A 15,509-nucleotide genomic window follows, 5' to 3' on the forward strand; every position below is an offset into this window, starting at 1 on the left:
CTTCGGAGAGCGTGATCGCTGTCTTGTCAGGGCCCGCATGTGAGCAATCAGCTCTTGAATTCTTTGTTGTAGAAATCAAGCAGCTCGCTCCGGTTCTTCAGCCACCATGCGTGGGGCCGCTTGTGCAGGGTCTTTTGCTCCTCCGCAGTAAACGCAATCTGTTTCTGGGCGGCTTCCGGCAGCACCGTCTTGGCGTTCGACGGAGAGTAAAAGGATTTCTGGACCAGCGACGCCTGCCCGGCTGGATCGAGCAGCGCGTTGCAGTAGAAGTGTGCGCCCTCGAGATTCGGCGCCTTTTTCGGAATGACCAGCCCATAGACGATGCTGATCGCACCTTCGGTCGGATAGATCGGAACGACACGCACGCCTTCCGCCGCGAATTGCAGGAGGCGGGATTTGTAGTTGGTGCCGATCAGGACTTCTTCGTTCTTCAGCGCCTGTTCCTGCTGAAGGTGCCCCGGATAGATGCGAGGCTTGCTGGTCTTCTTCATGTCCATCATGGCGGCTTTGACCTGCTCGACATTGATGTTGTCCAGCGATTTTCCCACCTTCAGGGCCGCCACCTCGACGTGGTGGAACCAATGAACATCGCTCAGGCCGATCATGCCCGCATATTTCGGATCCCAGAGATCGGCGAAACTTTTTGGAGGATCTTTCAGCTTGTCCGGATTGTAGCCGATCACCCAGCCGCTGTACTGCCAGGGTATGAAGGTCGCCAACTTCAACTGCGGCGAGACATCTTTCAGATTCGGAATTTTGTCTTCGTTGATGGTTTCAAGCACGCCCTGCGATTCCATATCGAATGCGCCGGCATCGTCCAGATGAGCGACGTCGAGGGTTCCGCGCGGCAGCCGCCTTGTGGCGAGAAGTTTGGTCCGGCGCTGGTCCAGCGCGCCGAGGTCGCGCAAAACAGTGTAGCCGGCCTTTTCGACGATGGGCGCTTCAAAGAACTCGATCGTCCGGTCGCTCCAGTCGCCGCCCCAATTGGCGATGACGATCTGGCCGCTCGCCGCGTTGGCCTGACGTCCAAATGACAGCGCCGCGGTACCGGCTGCCGCGCTGGCGAGAATCTGCCTGCGATTGAACGCCTGGTTGACGAATTTGCTCATCGGCTTCCCCCCGTTTGACCAATTGGGCGACCACCGTCGTCGGCGGGCCGTCCCGTAGTGCCGTCCGGCCATATTGTTTTTTTATCAGCCGGGCAGAGGTATTATAAGTTAACTATTTTCAACAGCATGTAAGGATGCGACATTGCGGCGGTAGTTGTTGGAATGGTTCCGCATCCTTATGTCGCACAACTGCCTATTACGATGGCATGTAAAATTCGCCGCTTGAAATACACTGTTCGAATGAGACCGCTGTCCAGCGGAAACCAATGTCGGATTTGGTGAGGCGACGCGTATGGATCAGATAACCCGGCCGCTTCGTGTTGGCTTCATCCTGACGAATAATTTTACGCTGACGGCACTTTCGAATTTCGTCGACGTGTTGCGGCTGGCGGCAGACGACGGCGACAACAGCCGTCCTATCCGCTGCCAATGGCACATCATGTCGGAGACGGACGAGCCGATCCGCTCGAGCAGTGGCATCCTGATCTATCCAACCTCGCGCTTCATCAATGCCGACGAGCTGGACTATGTCGTCGTGGTGGGAGGGTTGCTACATCGCGGACCTCAGATCCGTGAGAATATACGAAAATATCTTCTCACGGCTGCCAAAACCAATGTTGATATGGTCGGCGTCTGCACCGGAAGTTTTGTTCTTTGGCGCCTTGGCCTTCTTCGACAGCGCAAATGCTGCATCAGTTGGTACCATTATCGAGACTTCCTGGAGGAGTTTGGCGATACGCTTCCGGTCGCCGACCAACTCTACGTGATCGATGGCAATCGCATCACATGCTCCGGTGGAATCGGTGTTGCATATCTTGCTGCGCACATTGTCGAACTAAGGATCGGCCTGTCCAGCGCGCAGAAGGCTCTGCATATCATGCAGATCGATCGAATGAGGCCAGGCACTGCAGCACAGTCCGCTCCGCCAACAGAACTCGTTGGCGAAGATAGCCGCATTTCACGCGCACTATTGATCATGGAGCAAAATCTATCATCGCCGCTTTCAGTCGCCAAATTAGCCGCGAAGGTGCACCTGAGCACAAGGCAATTGGAGCGATTGTTCAAAGAGCAGATACGACAAAGTCCGCAGGCAGCTTATCTGAGCTTGCGTCTTAAGCATGCCCGCTGGATGTTGAAAACGAACCTGTCGCTTGTTGCCATTGCTGTCGAAACCGGCTTCGTGGACGGCTCTCACTTGAGCAAAGCGTTCAAAGCTGCATTCGGCTATAACCCGTCGGAGGAAAGACGACGTTTAGGGACTCTGACTAGCGGAGACGTAGCGTCTGAACCTCCCCGCATATTTGATCCAGTATAGCTGAGTGCGTTTCACAACCGCTGCGACTACTCTCAATATCCACCCTTTTCTTCGCCAATCTGAGAATGGAAATGTGAGACCACACACCGAATTTGAGGCAAAATGATCTGCCACTGAGTTTTTCCTCCCTTAGAATCCGGCCTCGATTGAAGGACGGACAGATGAAGCGGAAGCGGTTCACGGAAGATCAGATCATCGCGGTTCTGCGCGAACATGAAGCAGGTGCGAAGGCGGGCGGCTTGGCCCGCAAGCACGGTGTTTCCGAGGCGACGCTGTATAACTGGAAGGCGAAGTATGGCGGAATGGACGCCTCCGACGTAAGCGCCTGAAGGCCCTGGAAGACAAGAACTTCCGGCATGCTCGAATCCGCAAATGCGTGAGCAACTTTCAGCGGGGGCTTGATCCTGGAGTTTTTTCGCGATAATTCGGTTTCGTCCTTAAGTGAGCACTTGAAGTAGGTGAGTGACTCGCTCCTGCACAGATTGTGCAGTCGGACGCTGAGAGCCGCACATTGGAAGGCGGTCGAGGCCATAGCCTGCCCGGGCTCCAACAGAGAGCCTATCTCTCATAGCTTTAACCAGCAATTGGCTGGCGGTTGCCTGCGACTAGTCGCGGGCGCGCGCTGACCTATGGAGACGGGTATGCTCAATGTCCAATGGGTGCCGTAGGCACGCTCAAAATGAATGCGCGCAATGCGCACACACCAAAAGAAGCAGGTCAAACAGATTGCCGATAGCATTGATGCCTTCGGCTGGACCGCTCCGATTGTTGTCGACGAAAACAACATGATCCTCGCGGGTCATGGCCGCTATCTGGCTGCCACAAGGTTGGATCAAAGGAAGGTTCCGATCATCGTCAAAACCGGGCTCTCTGATACGCAAAAAAGAGCCCTAGCTATTGCCGACAACAAGATCGCCTCGAATGCTGATTGGGACCGTGCCCAGTTGGCAGCGGAGCTAGGCGAGTTGGCAACCCTTCTCCCGGAATGCAATCTTGACCTGCAGATCACGGGTTTTGAGGCAGGCGAAATTGACGGCTTCATGGCAGATCTTGTGGATTCCGAGCAAGATCCGACCGACCAAATCCCTCAAATAGAAGCGGTTGCAGTCAGCCAACGGGGCGATTGTTGGCAGCTGGGTCATCATCGCCTGTATTGCGGCGATTCCAGAAATGAGGATCATCTAGCGGCCCTGATGGACGGCAAAGTGGCGGCGATGGTGTTCGTTGATCCACCTTACAACGTACGCGTGAGCTCAATTCAAGGCCGCGGTAAAATCAAGCACCGCGAATTTGTCGAGGCGTCGGGCGACAAATCGCCAGCACAGTTCACAGAATTCCTTCGAGTCTCGATGACTATAGCGGCCCGGTTCTCGGAGGATGGATCAATCCATTTTTATTGCATGGACTGGCGGCATATATTCGAGACCATGGCCGCGGGTCGCGATGTCTACCACGATCTTAAGAACCTGGTCGTTTGGGCAAAAACTAACGCCGGGCAAGGAAGCTTCTATCGCTCTCAGCACGAGCTCATATTCGTGTTCAAGAATGGCGAAGGCTCCCATCAGAACAATATCGAGCTCGGCAAGCACGGCCGGTCACGATCAAATGTCTGGACCTATGCTGGTGTCAATTCCTTCCGCAAAGATCGCCTTGCCGAACTCGCCGTTCATCCAACGGTGAAACCGGTCGCTCTTGTCGCCGACGCGATGCGCGACTGTTCGCGCCGCGGCGACATTGTGTTGGATCCCTTTATGGGTTCGGGCACCACCATTCTTGCCGCCGAAAAAGTCGGCCGACGTGGCTACGGGGTCGAAATTGACCCTCTTTACGTCGATGTCGAGATCCGGCGCTGGCAGGATTTCACCAAGCGCGACGCGATTCTCGAAGCCACGGGCCAGACGTTTGATGAGGTCGCTGCCATGCGATCCATTCATCTCAAGCGCGTGAGGAGGACACGATGAGTTCGAAAGACAAACCCACGAGCGAGAATGACAAACCCAGACGAGTTCTTAGAACGCGTCGTTCAACGCCAAGCGAGGACGATGTCGGCTACGGAAAGCCTCCCCGTGCGCATCAATTCAAGGCTGGTCAAAGCGGCAATCCGAAGGGGCGCCCTAAAGGAGTGAAAAGCCGAGAAACTATTTTGCGCGAAGTTTCCAATCGCAAAATTTCCTTCCATCAGGATGGCACGATTCGCAAAATCACGTGCTTGGAGGGAGTTATCTACAAAATCGTGGAGAAATCGCTTAAGGGCGACACTAGGAGCGCGACACTTCTATTAAGCCAACTGGCGGCGATTGCGTCGCCGACCGGCCCAGAACCGGAAATGAATCCTGACGACAAGGCGGTGCTCGACGCATACCTGCAGACCTTCCAGTCCAAGCTCGATGACAAGAAGAGCCCGAAATGAACGACCAAGAACTGTTTCATGCCTTGTTGCGCAACGATTTTGAAGCCTTTCTCCATCGCTGCTTTCGGATGCTCAATCCGGGGGCGGAGTACCTCTCGAATTGGCACATAACGGCAATTGCCCATCAGCTCCAACGCATTCGCGATGGAGAGACTAACCGACTTATCATTAATATGCCGCCGCGCTATTTGAAGTCGCTGACGGTGTCGGTAATCCTGCCCGCCTTCTTGCTAGGGCATAATCCCCGTTTGAAAATCTTTGGCGTGAGTTACAGCAACGATCTTTCAGCCAAACATGCCGCCGATTTTCGCGCGATCGTGCAGTCGGATTGGTATCGAAAGGCGTTTCCGAGCATGAGGGTCGAGCGGATCGCGGACTCTGATGTCTTCACCACAAAACGCGGCTTCCGCCGGTCGACCTCGGTTTCCGCAACACTGACGGGCTTAGGTGGCGACATGATTATTCTCGACGATCCGCAGAAGCCTGTCGATGCCCAGTCCGATACTTTGAGGAACTCCCTCAATCAGTGGTTCACGAACACTTTGCTCTCACGACTGGATAACAAGGCCACGGGTGTGATCATTCTGGTCATGCAACGGGTTCACCTTCATGATCTCACAGGTTTTCTGGTCGAAAACTCCAGCGGCTGGACCGTTTTGAGCCTGCCGGCCATCGCCGAATCCGACGAGAAGATCGAGATCGGTAACGGTGAATACTATGCGCGCTGCGCTGGCGAAGCTCTTCATCCTCGATATGAGACCATCTCAACGTTGGAGAAGCTTCGCACCGAAATGGGATCCGCCATCTTCAGCGCACAGTATCAACAATCTCCCGTACCGGATGGCGGCGTGATGATCCATCGGAGTTGGTTGCAATATTACGGTCAATTGCCCGAGCAAACATATCGCACCAAGGTGATTCAGTCATGGGATACCGCGGCAAAGGATGGCGCTCAAAATGATTGGTCAGTCTGCACCACCTGGCTTCTGGTGGATAAATGTTTCTATTTGATCGATGTCACGCGCGGCCGCTACGAGTACCCTCGCCTGCGCGCCACAGCCATCGCTCTGGCTGAGCGATTTAAGCCTCATAAAATTCTAATAGAGGACGCCTCGACGGGTGTCGCTCTAGCCCAAGAGCTGCGCCAGAGCGGCATCTATGCGGTCAAACTCGTTCCGATCGAACGCGACAAAAAGGGACGCTTGTATGTCCATCAAGCCAAATTTGAAGCTGGCCAAGTGCGGTTTCCGCGGAAGGCACCTTTCCTGGCTGAGCTCGAAGCCGAGCTTTTGACATTCCCGCAAGGCAAGCACGACGATCAGGTCGACAGCCTCAGTCAGGCACTCTCCTACAAAGGAGGCTACGATACGACAATGTCGTGGGTGTGATGAAAGCACAATCCATTTAGCTTGGCGGTGCCAGCTTACGGATCGATGAGAAGCGCATGGTAAAGACCGGGCTCTTCATCGATCCTGCCAAAGTCATGCTCTGCTCTCGCACACAATCGACGTCCGATGAAAAAAACCTTCCAGAGAAGCGCACGGTGTCGCCGTTTTTCATCCCAGCCAGCGATTTGAAAAGCTGCGTATCGGGGGCGATCAGAGTTTTGTCCGAATAATCGGACAGAGCATTATTCCAGGTTGAGACCCGCAGGCCTGGCGCAAGTTCGAGCGTTATCACACCGCGGCCATCGCCATTGGTGGACAGATAGGAGATCTTCGCTACCCATCCATCTGCATTATGTCCCTGAAGGGCGCTGCAGATCGTCCGCTGCCTGACATTCCGAATTCCACCTGCGGCCAGTTCATTCGCCGCCGATGTGAATTGGGTTCGTGCCTGCGCAACGGCCGCCATGAACCGGGCTTGATCGGAGGGCGGAGGCACGCTCGGGACTGGTGGGACCGCACTGCGGCCTCCGCCGACAAGGGTTCCGACAACAATGGCTCCCAATCCAAAACCCAGAGCCGCCTTGATCGCAATATTCATGGTCCACTCCCAACTTCGTTTCGGTGGGCCCTCCCGCCGCATCGTGAAACGCTCGGCGTGGGGTGGATCAGCACATCGCTTCCCACTGGATCGAAGTCCACAGCACCCTCGGCTGTCGGTGCCATTATCAGCAGGGCCGGTTAATAAAATCCTATTTTGGGATAATGTATTTTCAGGATCAGATTACGTGCCGCCGATTCACGGCCTTGGCGGCAAATGAAAAAGACCCTTACATCCGCGGACTATGCGCGTCTCATCGGATTTCTGATTGCGGCGCGGGAGAAAGCCGGAATCCGCCAGCACGCGCTAGCCGAGGCGCTTGATGTCCCGCAATCCTTTGTCGCCAAATATGAAGGTGGCGAGCGACGGCTCGATGTGATCGAGTTTATTGCCATCGCAAGGGCGCTTGGTGCGGATCCTCTCAAGCTGTTGCGGGACTTTCTGGCCGGAAAAGCCCCGCCCGCGAGCCGAAAACGCGGCTGAGCAGCCAACTGTCCCTGAATCTGAGTATCTTGTGATCCGGATCGGGCGGACATCGCCATAAAGTTGCTCGGACTTCCGCTCGACTTCTCCTTCGAAGAGAGCGTCACTGCGTGCACGAAGCACGGAGTTGAACATGGATCGCAGCCAAATTGAACCAGCCATCAAGAGCATTCTCGCGAAAATCCATCAACGCATGATCGAGGCTACCCGCATCGCCAAGGCGGCCGATGCCTGTGCTCAGGCCGGCAGCATTGATGAAGGAGTCTCGGTTTCGATGGATCTAGAGCAGATTTTCTACGAAGCAGGACGTTTGCAGGATGCGGCGTCTCTGCTGAAACGACTATCGAACAGCTAGCCTCGGGCCCTCCGATCAGGGCCTGCCACTTTGGGATCCTTGGCTATCCGATTCATGAGGAGACGAAGGCGGCCATTCCAGCGCCCAGCCTGCGACATCACGTCAGACCTCAGGAAGACCTGTTCCCAGCGCGCCGGCGGCAGCGCCATGAACGCGGCGTTGATTCCCAAACTTAAATCGCGAGATATTTCTGCATAATCTCATCCTGCGAAATTTCATCGGGCAGTCCGCTTGCGACGATCCTGCCCTTCTCCAGAATGATGCAACGCTGAGCCATGCTCATCACCATTGGCACGTTCTGCTCCACGATGACGATCGTCATCCCCTCACGTCGGTTGATTTCCGCCAAAGTCACCGCAATCTGTTGAACCAACAGCGGCATGATGCCATCCGACGGTTCGTCGAGCAGCATGATTTTCGGATCCGTCATCAGGCCACGACCGACGGCCAACATCTGTTGTTCGCCACCACTCATCGAGCCGCTGGCTTGATCGAGCCGCTCGGCGAGACGAGGGAAATAAGACAACACCTCATCAAGACGATTACGAGTGCCGCGCCCCGATGCGATCCGACCCATTTCGAGACTTTCGCGCACCGTCATTTTGGGAAACATGCCACGCCCCTGCACGATGGTGGTAAGGCCGGCGCGCGCCCGGGCGTGGACAGGCCAAGCCGTGACATCAGCGCTTCCGATCCAAATAGACCCCTTGGTCACAGGAATGGTGCCTGAGATTGCGCGGATCAGTGTGGTCTTGCCCATACCGTTGCGGCCGAGCACACCAAGAATTTCTCCGCTCGCAACGGAAAGAGATACGTTCCGCAATACTTCGATGCCGTTGTAACCGGCGTCTAGTCCATCAACCCTGATCATGTGTCGGTCCCGAGATAGACCGACCGGACCGTGGGGTTCGATGCCACTTCGTCGAACGATCCCTCCATGAGGATTTTCCCCAAGTGCAGCACGGTGACCGGTGAGCGCAAATCGCGAATGAAGTGGATGTCGTGCTCGATGATGATGATAGTCAAGCCATGCTCGTCGGCAAGCTTGCGGATCAACCGCCCCGTAGCGGCAGTCTCCTCGTTCGTCATCCCTGCCGTTGGCTCGTCCAGCAGCAGAAGGCGCGACTCATTGCCGAGCAGCAGCCCGATTTCGAGCCACTGCCTCTGTCCGTGCGACAACTCCCGCGCCAGTGTGGATCGCTGATCGTTCAAGCGCACAGCGTCGAGCACCGCGTCCAGCTTCCGCCCGCGCGCGACGTTGTCCGACTCGATACGCAGGATCGACAGCTCAATGTTTTCACATACTGTGAGATTGTCGAACACCGTTGGCGTCTGAAATTTACGGCCGATCCCGATCCTCGCTCGCTCGACGACAGAAAGCCCAGTGATATCGCGACCGTCGTAACTGACACGGCCTGTGGTCGGTGCTTGATGCCCCGACAGCATGCTGAGAAACGTGGTTTTGCCGGCGCCATTCGGCCCGATCACGCATCTCACCGCGCCCACTTCGATCCGGAAGTCAATGTTCGAATTGGCGGTTAGCCCGCGAAATCGTTTGGTCAGCCCTTCGGTTCTTAGCAGTTCAACCATTGAACGCCTCCCCGCGCGTTTCCGGGGGCGAGCGTTTAGTGTCGCTCCGCCGCCAAAAACGATCTGCGACAGACGCGAACGCGCCTGCAAGGCCGTCCCTCGAGAACATGATCACAAAAATGAACACAAACCCCAGCACTAGCTGCCAGTATTGCGGAGAAATCGAACTCAGATAGTTGGACAGCGCCGACACCGCCACACCGCCGATCAGTGCGCCGAGCAGCGACAACCGACCGCCGATAGCAACCCAGACCACCACCTCGGTTGAGAAATTGACGCCGGCAAGCGATGGCGAGACGAAACCCGCATGCGTGGCGTAAAGAGAGCCAGCAAAACCCGCCAGGGCGCCCGAAAGTGAAAAAGCAACCGTCTTGTAGAAGGAAACATTGTAGCCGAGCGCCGTCATCCGATCTTCATTTTCACGGATTCCGACAAGCACCTTGCCGAACGACGATTGTGTCAGCGCCTGTAGCCCAAAATAGAGAAGCGGAACCACCAGGAGAACCGCATAATAGCTGGCAAGGTCGCCGGTTAGCGGTACTTCACCAAATGGACCGAGAGCGAGCGCCATCCGATCGACGAATAAACCGTTGTAGCCGCCGGTGATCTCGGACTGGCTGACGGCCAACTGCTCGACAATGATCGACAAGGCCAGCGTGATCAGCACGAAGTAAGTCGACTTCACACCTGCGCTAAACAGGAAGTATCCGGCGATCGCTGCCAATAAGCCGCCAGCAACCGCGCCGCAAATGATGCCCACATAGCCGCCCCACCCAGCCAATCCGGCCTGCATGGCAAGGCCCATGCCATAAGCGCCGATAGCAAAAAAGGCCGCTTGGCCGAAGCTGACAATGCTTGCCCACCCCCATAGCAGGCCGAGCGACATCGCCAGCACGCCGAACAGCAGATACTGCGGCAGAATATAGATCGGGTATCCGTCGATGGCCCCGGGGACAACGGCAAGCAAAGCAAACAGCGCCAGCGCCACAGCTTTCTCGCCGCGAAGTCTGAAGGCGAACAGAGCTTTCACGATTGCCTCACTTCTCGCCCAACAGACCTTGCGGACGGAATCGCAAAATCAATATCGCGATGAAGAACACCGCCACCTGGGCTACGACCTGTGAGGAGACGAGAGCGAGGATCGTTTCACTTCCGCCGATAAAGAAGCTGCCAAGCAGCGTCCCTCCAAGAATCTGCCCGATGCCGCCCACGATGACAACGAAGAAGGAGCGAATGAGGAATACGTTGCCGATATAGGGATCGATGCTCAGCATCGGTGCAAGAAGTGCCCCGGCAAGCCCCGCCATGGCGCAACCAAAGCCGAACACCATTTTGTAGGTCGCGGCGATATTCAGGCCCAGCAGGCTTGCCATCTCGCGGTTTTGGATCAGTGCGCGGATTTTGATGCCGATCGAGGTCTTCAACAGCACGAATGCCGTTGCCAGCAGCAGCACTATCGTCACGCCCGCAACAAACGTCTTGTATGCCGGAAAATCATAAAAACTCGTATGGATTGCCGAGGGAAACGGACTCGGCACGTTCCGGAACGATGTCCCGAACACGATCTTGATCGCCTCTGTGGAGACCAAAAAAAAGCCCCACGTGAGCAACAACGTGTCGAACGGCCGATGATAGAAATGCCGGATGACCAGGTGTTCGAAGACCACGCCGATCAATCCTACACCGACCGCAGCAAAAAGTACGGCGGCGAAAAATGGCGCGCCGCTATCGACTGCGTACCACGACAGATACGCTCCCAGCGTCAGCATGGCACCGTGGCCAAGGTTGATAACGCCAACCAGGCCGTAGATGATCGCCAGCCCGAACGCGGCGAGCGCAAGCGAAAAAGTAATAAGCGCGGCGTCAATACCCACGCTTATGGCTATCTGCATGAGCTGCACTCACTCAGGGGAAGGAAGGTGGTCCGCGCCTTGAATGCGGACCGCATCACTTACAAGGGAAGATCGCACCGGGCGTCCAGGGGGACGGCGCGATCCAGCGACTGAACCTTCTCAAACATATCGTTTACCCCGGTCCAGTTGTCGCGCACTTTCATCAGATACGATGGAACGATCGCTTGATTGTCCTGCTCGCGCATCGTGATCGTACCCTGCGGTGCCTTGTCGAAGGTCAAGCCCTTCAGGTTGGCGCGCAATGATTTGGTGCTCACGTCGCCCGCCTTGGCGATCGCCAGTGCCGCCATGTGGGCGGCATTGTACATCCCGACACCAACGGTATTCATCAGCGCATCCTGGCCAAACTTCGCCTTGAATTTCTGAAGAAATGCCCTGTTGTTGGGTGTGTCGATCGACATGAAATAGTCGAAACTGACATAGGCGTTAGCCGAGACCTTCGGCCCAAGACCCGAAGTGACGACCTCCTCGTCGTCCACCGTCCAGATCACAAAGTCTTTTTGCATTCCCGCCGCCGCGAACTGCTGGCGGAAGTTGACGGTGTCGCTGCCGGTCAGCGAATGGAAAATAATATTGGCGCCGGAGCCGCGAATATCGCGCAGCACCGATTCATACTGCGGCGTATTGAACGGAATATAGACTTCGCCGACGACCTCACCACCGAGCTCCTTGAGCTTCTGCTTGGTGACCTCGTTCGTGACGCGCGGCCAAGCATAGTCGGATCCGATCATGAATAGTTTTTTACCGTATTTCTTGGTCATGTATTCGAGGTGCGGCCAGACCTGCTGGGTTGGTTCCGGACCGAACATGAAAATGTTGGAGTTGCACACGCCCGGCGCATACTTCTTCTCTTGCCCCTCATAAAAGGTCGGATATAGCAGAATTTTGTCCGCGGCCTTCACAACGGGACCCGCAGCATTCCGTTCGGCGCTAGAGAAGGTTCCGGCGAGGAAATCGACACGCTCCTGGCGAATTAGCCTGTTGGCCTGCTCGACAACGATACGTGGTTCGGTCTTGGAATCCGCGATGACAAGCTCCATCTTTCGGCCGAGAACACCGCCCCCGGCATTGATCTCGTCAACCGCGAGCTGGAAGCCGGAAATGTGCGCCTTGCCGTACACTGTCCAGGCCCCTGTCAGCGGGGAAATAATGCCGACGCGGATCGGTGCCGCAGCGGACGCCGAACGAATGAACGCGGGCGACGCCAGCGCGGCGGAGCCGGCCCCTACCACCTTCAGAAACGTGCGCCGCGACGGATCGTTGCTACCGGTGTTCTTGTCGATGCTGTTCATGATTGCCTCACTTGGCTTACCTATATGGAAGCGACGACGGGACATCCTGATCGCCGCTGCTATTATTTGTACTTCAGTCAAGCACAGGTGCCCGCCGATGGCGGGTCGCCTGCTCGTAAGCGTAGGCGTATGCGAGGAGGTCAGCCTCGCTCCATAGCCGCCCGACCACGATCAGACAAAAGGGCGAACCAGATGCGTAGTACCCGGCAGGGACCGTCGCGCCCGGCAGACCTGCGATGTTGATCTCACAAACGGTCGTCTCACGGATTGGCTCCGACCCAAATATGGGTGCAAGCTCACTGCGCATCTGCGGGAAAATCAACGCATCAAGCTTCTCGCGGTCCATCACCTCGTTGAAGATTTCAAGGTAGGCTTCCCGCGCTGCGACGAAATCGGTCAAACGCGGCGGCCGGGTAGGATCTGCCAGACATGCATTGAAGTCCGGCAGGCTCGGCATGTATTCCAGCACACCGCCCTTCGCGAAAGGGTTCTGCGCCTTGGTCGCCTCGGCGAGCTCAGGAAAGCTCTTGAGCGCGGCATCAGGTCCCAAACGGCGCAGATACTGATCGAGGTCGTAGGGAACCGACTCCATCCCGCGCGCATCGAATTCTGGCAGCGGCGGGGTCGGCTGGCGCAGAGCAGCAAAGCCGGAATCTTTGAAGGGATCTTCCACAAGGACGGCGCCGAGCTGCTTAAGTTCGTCTTGCGCACGGCGATAGAGTTGCGTGGCTTCATCAGAGAGCGGCAGGCTGCGCCAGCCAAGTCCGTAAAGTCCGATCCGCTTGCCGCTGAGTGCATCCCTGCTCAACCGAGATGTATAGCCACCCTTCGGGCGATGGCCGACGCTCGCGATCGTCTTCGGATCTTCCGCCGTATAGCCTGCCAGCACATCAAGCGCGAGCGCGACATCCCGCACGCAGTGAGCGATCGGCCCGACAACGTCGCGGTTACTCGACAGCGGTACGACGCCCACATTCGGCACCAGCGCGAATGTGGGCTTGACGCTAGGGAGACCTTGAGCAGACGCGGGATTTTGAATCGATCCGCCGGTTTCCTCGGCCAGGCCCAGCACAGCCAGGCTGGCGCCGACAGCGGTGGCGGTACCGGCGCTGCTGCCACCGGGAAGAAGCTCGCGGTTTACAGAGTTAAAGGTCGGACCGGCCCAGCTATCATTGGCGTGGCTGCCGGTGTGGCTGAGGCTCGGCACGTTGGTCTTGCCCAGAATCACCGCGCCCGCTGCCTTCATCCGCGCAACCACCGGCGAGTCGGTGGCCGGCATCAGGTCGATGCCACCGGTCTTCGAGTGAAGAAGCGTCCATCCCGCGGTGGTAGGAAATCCCACCATATCCAGCGTTTCCTTGACAACAACCGGGACGCCGTCGAGTGGTCCGATCGCCTTGCCTGCGGAGTGGCGCTGATCGCTGGCGCGCGCATCGGCCAAGGCATCTGGATTGAGAAAGACAATTGAATTGTAGCGCGGATCAATCTGCTTGATCCGATCGAGAAACGCCTGCGTCAGCGCCTCCGATGTCACGGCGCCCTTTGCAAGGGCGTCCTGAACCTGCTCGACGGTCAACTCAATGAGATCGTTAGACAATGATACTTCCCCTCGCCAAATAGCCAGGAGCGTTTGCCGCTCCCTGGGCCATGCCACGATGACGACATCAAACTTGCGCACGCGCCCGTAAGTCAGGCACGTCGCCGCAAGCGCCAGCCACTCAATCTATTAGAAGCGGAAATATTTTCGTTTTCAAGTATATTTCTTGGTCGCGTCAAAACGTCCTGACCACGCGAAAATCTATGCCGTCGGCCTGTGAGAGATAGATCGGCATATCGGCATGTCCCCGACTGAGGGTGATGGGGCCTCGCCCACCGCGATAAACGATGTGGTCTGCCGCCGACAACAGAGGCTTCGGCGCGAGCGAGCCCGCGCACCGCGCGGCCTCCTCCAGAAACATCAATCCTTCGTAGTTCGATTGGCCCACCGAGCCGGCCGGCGCGGCACTGCGGCCGAACGCCGCTTCATAGCGTGAAACGAAAGCCTCGGTTTCCGACGAACGCACGCAATTGAAATAGCCCGACGCACAAAACAAATTCTCGGTGCTGTCCGGCCCGATCCCCAGCAACACCGTTTCGTCGAAAGCGCTTGCCAGCCTCAGCATCTTCGAGGCCAGGCCCTGTTCGGCAAACGATCGGTTGAACGTGATACTGTCAGCGCCGATCAAGGAAACGAGAACCACATCGGGAGCCGCAGCACGAATGCGCGCCAAGTGCGATTCATAGTCGTCCTCTCCGACAGGGACGAACTCTTCGCCGACCACCTGCCCTCCGCTCTCGGCGATATACTGCTTCATCGCCTGATGTGAGAGCCAGGGCCACACATAATCAGACCCTATCAGGTACCAGCGCGACGCCTTTTTCACATCACCCAGCCAATGGATGGCAGGTCGGGATTGATTGCGCGGCGTCTCGCCAATCGCGATGACACCCGGCGTACGCTCGCCGCCCTCGTAAACCGTGGTGTAGATGTAAGGTATCCGCCCCGCGATGTGCTCGCGCAAAGCGACGCGAACTGCGCTGGTGTGGGACCCTACAATGACATCCACCTCGTCAAACGAAATGACGTCCTTCACTCGGCGTGCGATTTCCTTCGCTGTTCCGCTCGCGTCGAGAAAAAGCACTTCGACCTCGCGGCCCAGAACACCGCCGCGCGCGTTGATCTCGCATGCCGCAAGCAACGTGCTGTTCATGGCCGAGGGAGCCCAGATGCCGGGCGAACCCGAAAGCGCGACAAAGTTCGCGACCCGCAACTTGTTACGGTCGCCGCTGCGTTTTGGCCGATTGCCTGCCTCGGTGCCCAACGCAGAGACCGATGCTTGAGGGGCAAAGCCGTTCAAGGACTGCCACGGCATCGGCAGAAATGCGGCAGGCATGCATTCAACTATCGAGGACAATGCTCTTCCCCATCGTTTTCTGGTTCAGCGCCGCTCCGGCCGCCGCCGATCTGTCCCAAGTCAGATATTTTAGGACAAAATATTGAATCTTCAACTTTTCAC

At 56.9% G+C, this 15,509-nt stretch carries 15 protein-coding genes and 1 pseudogene; 7 read left to right on the forward strand and 9 right to left on the reverse strand.

The window, feature by feature from the left end; genetic code table 11:
- Positions 1-47: 47 nt before the first annotated feature.
- Entirely contained in the window at positions 48-1,109 is a 1,062-nt protein-coding gene (locus tag ASC80_RS12510) for an ABC transporter substrate-binding protein (RefSeq protein WP_056297410.1), read from the reverse strand.
- 292 nt (positions 1,110-1,401) lie between these two features.
- Between ASC80_RS12510 and ASC80_RS12515 the strand changes: the two genes are divergently transcribed.
- The 5 genes and pseudogenes from ASC80_RS12515 to terL all read left to right on the forward strand — a co-directional run bounded on the left by ASC80_RS12515 (position 1,402) and on the right by terL (position 6,222).
- On the forward strand, positions 1,402-2,424 hold the full coding sequence (locus ASC80_RS12515) for a GlxA family transcriptional regulator (protein ID WP_082512559.1): 1,023 nt from the start codon (positions 1,402-1,404) through the stop codon (positions 2,422-2,424).
- A gap of 161 nt (positions 2,425-2,585) precedes the next feature.
- Positions 2,586-2,791, forward strand: a pseudogene (locus tag ASC80_RS23745) (transposase); the annotation flags it as partial.
- A 325-nt stretch (positions 2,792-3,116) separates the two neighbouring features.
- Complete coding sequence (locus tag ASC80_RS12525) at positions 3,117-4,385, forward strand: site-specific DNA-methyltransferase (protein ID WP_244487262.1); 1,269 nt, start codon at positions 3,117-3,119, stop codon at positions 4,383-4,385.
- On the forward strand, positions 4,382-4,834 hold the full coding sequence (locus ASC80_RS12530) for a DUF5681 domain-containing protein (protein WP_056297417.1): 453 nt from the start codon (positions 4,382-4,384) through the stop codon (positions 4,832-4,834). The genes ASC80_RS12525 and ASC80_RS12530 overlap by 4 nt, the downstream gene beginning before the upstream one ends.
- Positions 4,831-6,222, forward strand: coding sequence for a phage terminase large subunit (gene terL, locus ASC80_RS12535; protein ID WP_056297421.1), 1,392 nt, complete (start codon positions 4,831-4,833; stop codon positions 6,220-6,222). Before ASC80_RS12530 ends, terL begins: the two co-directional genes overlap by 4 nt.
- 16 nt (positions 6,223-6,238) lie before the next feature.
- Here terL and ASC80_RS12540 read toward each other — a convergent pair whose 3' ends face one another.
- Complete coding sequence (locus tag ASC80_RS12540; RefSeq protein WP_056297424.1) at positions 6,239-6,820, reverse strand: hypothetical protein; 582 nt, start codon at positions 6,818-6,820, stop codon at positions 6,239-6,241.
- A gap of 216 nt (positions 6,821-7,036) precedes the next feature.
- On the opposite strand from ASC80_RS12540, the gene ASC80_RS12545 reads away from it, so the two are divergent.
- Together ASC80_RS12545 and ASC80_RS12550 are read left to right on the forward strand one after the other, a co-directional pair.
- Positions 7,037-7,303, forward strand: coding sequence for a helix-turn-helix domain-containing protein (locus ASC80_RS12545; RefSeq protein WP_056297425.1), 267 nt, complete (start codon positions 7,037-7,039; stop codon positions 7,301-7,303).
- 133 nt (positions 7,304-7,436) lie between these two features.
- The gene (locus ASC80_RS12550; protein ID WP_056297429.1) at positions 7,437-7,658 is read left to right on the forward strand and encodes a hypothetical protein; all 222 of its coding nucleotides are present in this window, start codon (positions 7,437-7,439) and stop codon (positions 7,656-7,658) included.
- A 172-nt stretch (positions 7,659-7,830) separates the two neighbouring features.
- Here ASC80_RS12550 and ASC80_RS12555 read toward each other — a convergent pair whose 3' ends face one another.
- The 7 genes from ASC80_RS12555 to ASC80_RS12585 form a co-directional block, all read right to left on the reverse strand.
- Positions 7,831-8,529, reverse strand: a complete 699-nt coding sequence (locus ASC80_RS12555) for an ABC transporter ATP-binding protein (RefSeq protein WP_082512560.1) — start codon at positions 8,527-8,529, stop codon at positions 7,831-7,833.
- Positions 8,526-9,338 (reverse strand): ATP-binding cassette domain-containing protein, encoded by an 813-nt coding sequence (locus ASC80_RS12560; RefSeq protein WP_244487263.1) that lies wholly within the window; start codon positions 9,336-9,338, stop codon positions 8,526-8,528. Before ASC80_RS12560 ends, ASC80_RS12555 begins: the two co-directional genes overlap by 4 nt.
- A complete protein-coding gene (locus tag ASC80_RS12565; RefSeq protein ID WP_056297436.1) occupies positions 9,241-10,278 on the reverse strand; it encodes a branched-chain amino acid ABC transporter permease in 1,038 nt (345 codons plus the stop codon). The genes ASC80_RS12560 and ASC80_RS12565 overlap by 98 nt, the downstream gene beginning before the upstream one ends.
- 7 nt (positions 10,279-10,285) lie before the next feature.
- Entirely contained in the window at positions 10,286-11,140 is an 855-nt protein-coding gene (locus ASC80_RS12570) for a branched-chain amino acid ABC transporter permease (protein WP_156464381.1), read from the reverse strand.
- A gap of 59 nt (positions 11,141-11,199) precedes the next feature.
- Complete coding sequence (locus tag ASC80_RS12575; protein WP_056297442.1) at positions 11,200-12,453, reverse strand: substrate-binding protein; 1,254 nt, start codon at positions 12,451-12,453, stop codon at positions 11,200-11,202.
- A gap of 73 nt (positions 12,454-12,526) precedes the next feature.
- Complete coding sequence (locus ASC80_RS12580; protein WP_244487264.1) at positions 12,527-14,029, reverse strand: amidase; 1,503 nt, start codon at positions 14,027-14,029, stop codon at positions 12,527-12,529.
- A gap of 196 nt (positions 14,030-14,225) precedes the next feature.
- Positions 14,226-15,386: a substrate-binding domain-containing protein gene (locus ASC80_RS12585; protein WP_056297445.1), complete on the reverse strand. Its 1,161-nt coding sequence runs from the start codon at positions 15,384-15,386 to the stop codon at positions 14,226-14,228.
- Between the last annotated feature and the right edge of the window lie 123 nt (positions 15,387-15,509).

The organism is Afipia sp. Root123D2 (assembly GCF_001425835.1).
Lineage (GTDB): Bacteria > Pseudomonadota > Alphaproteobacteria > Rhizobiales > Xanthobacteraceae > Afipia.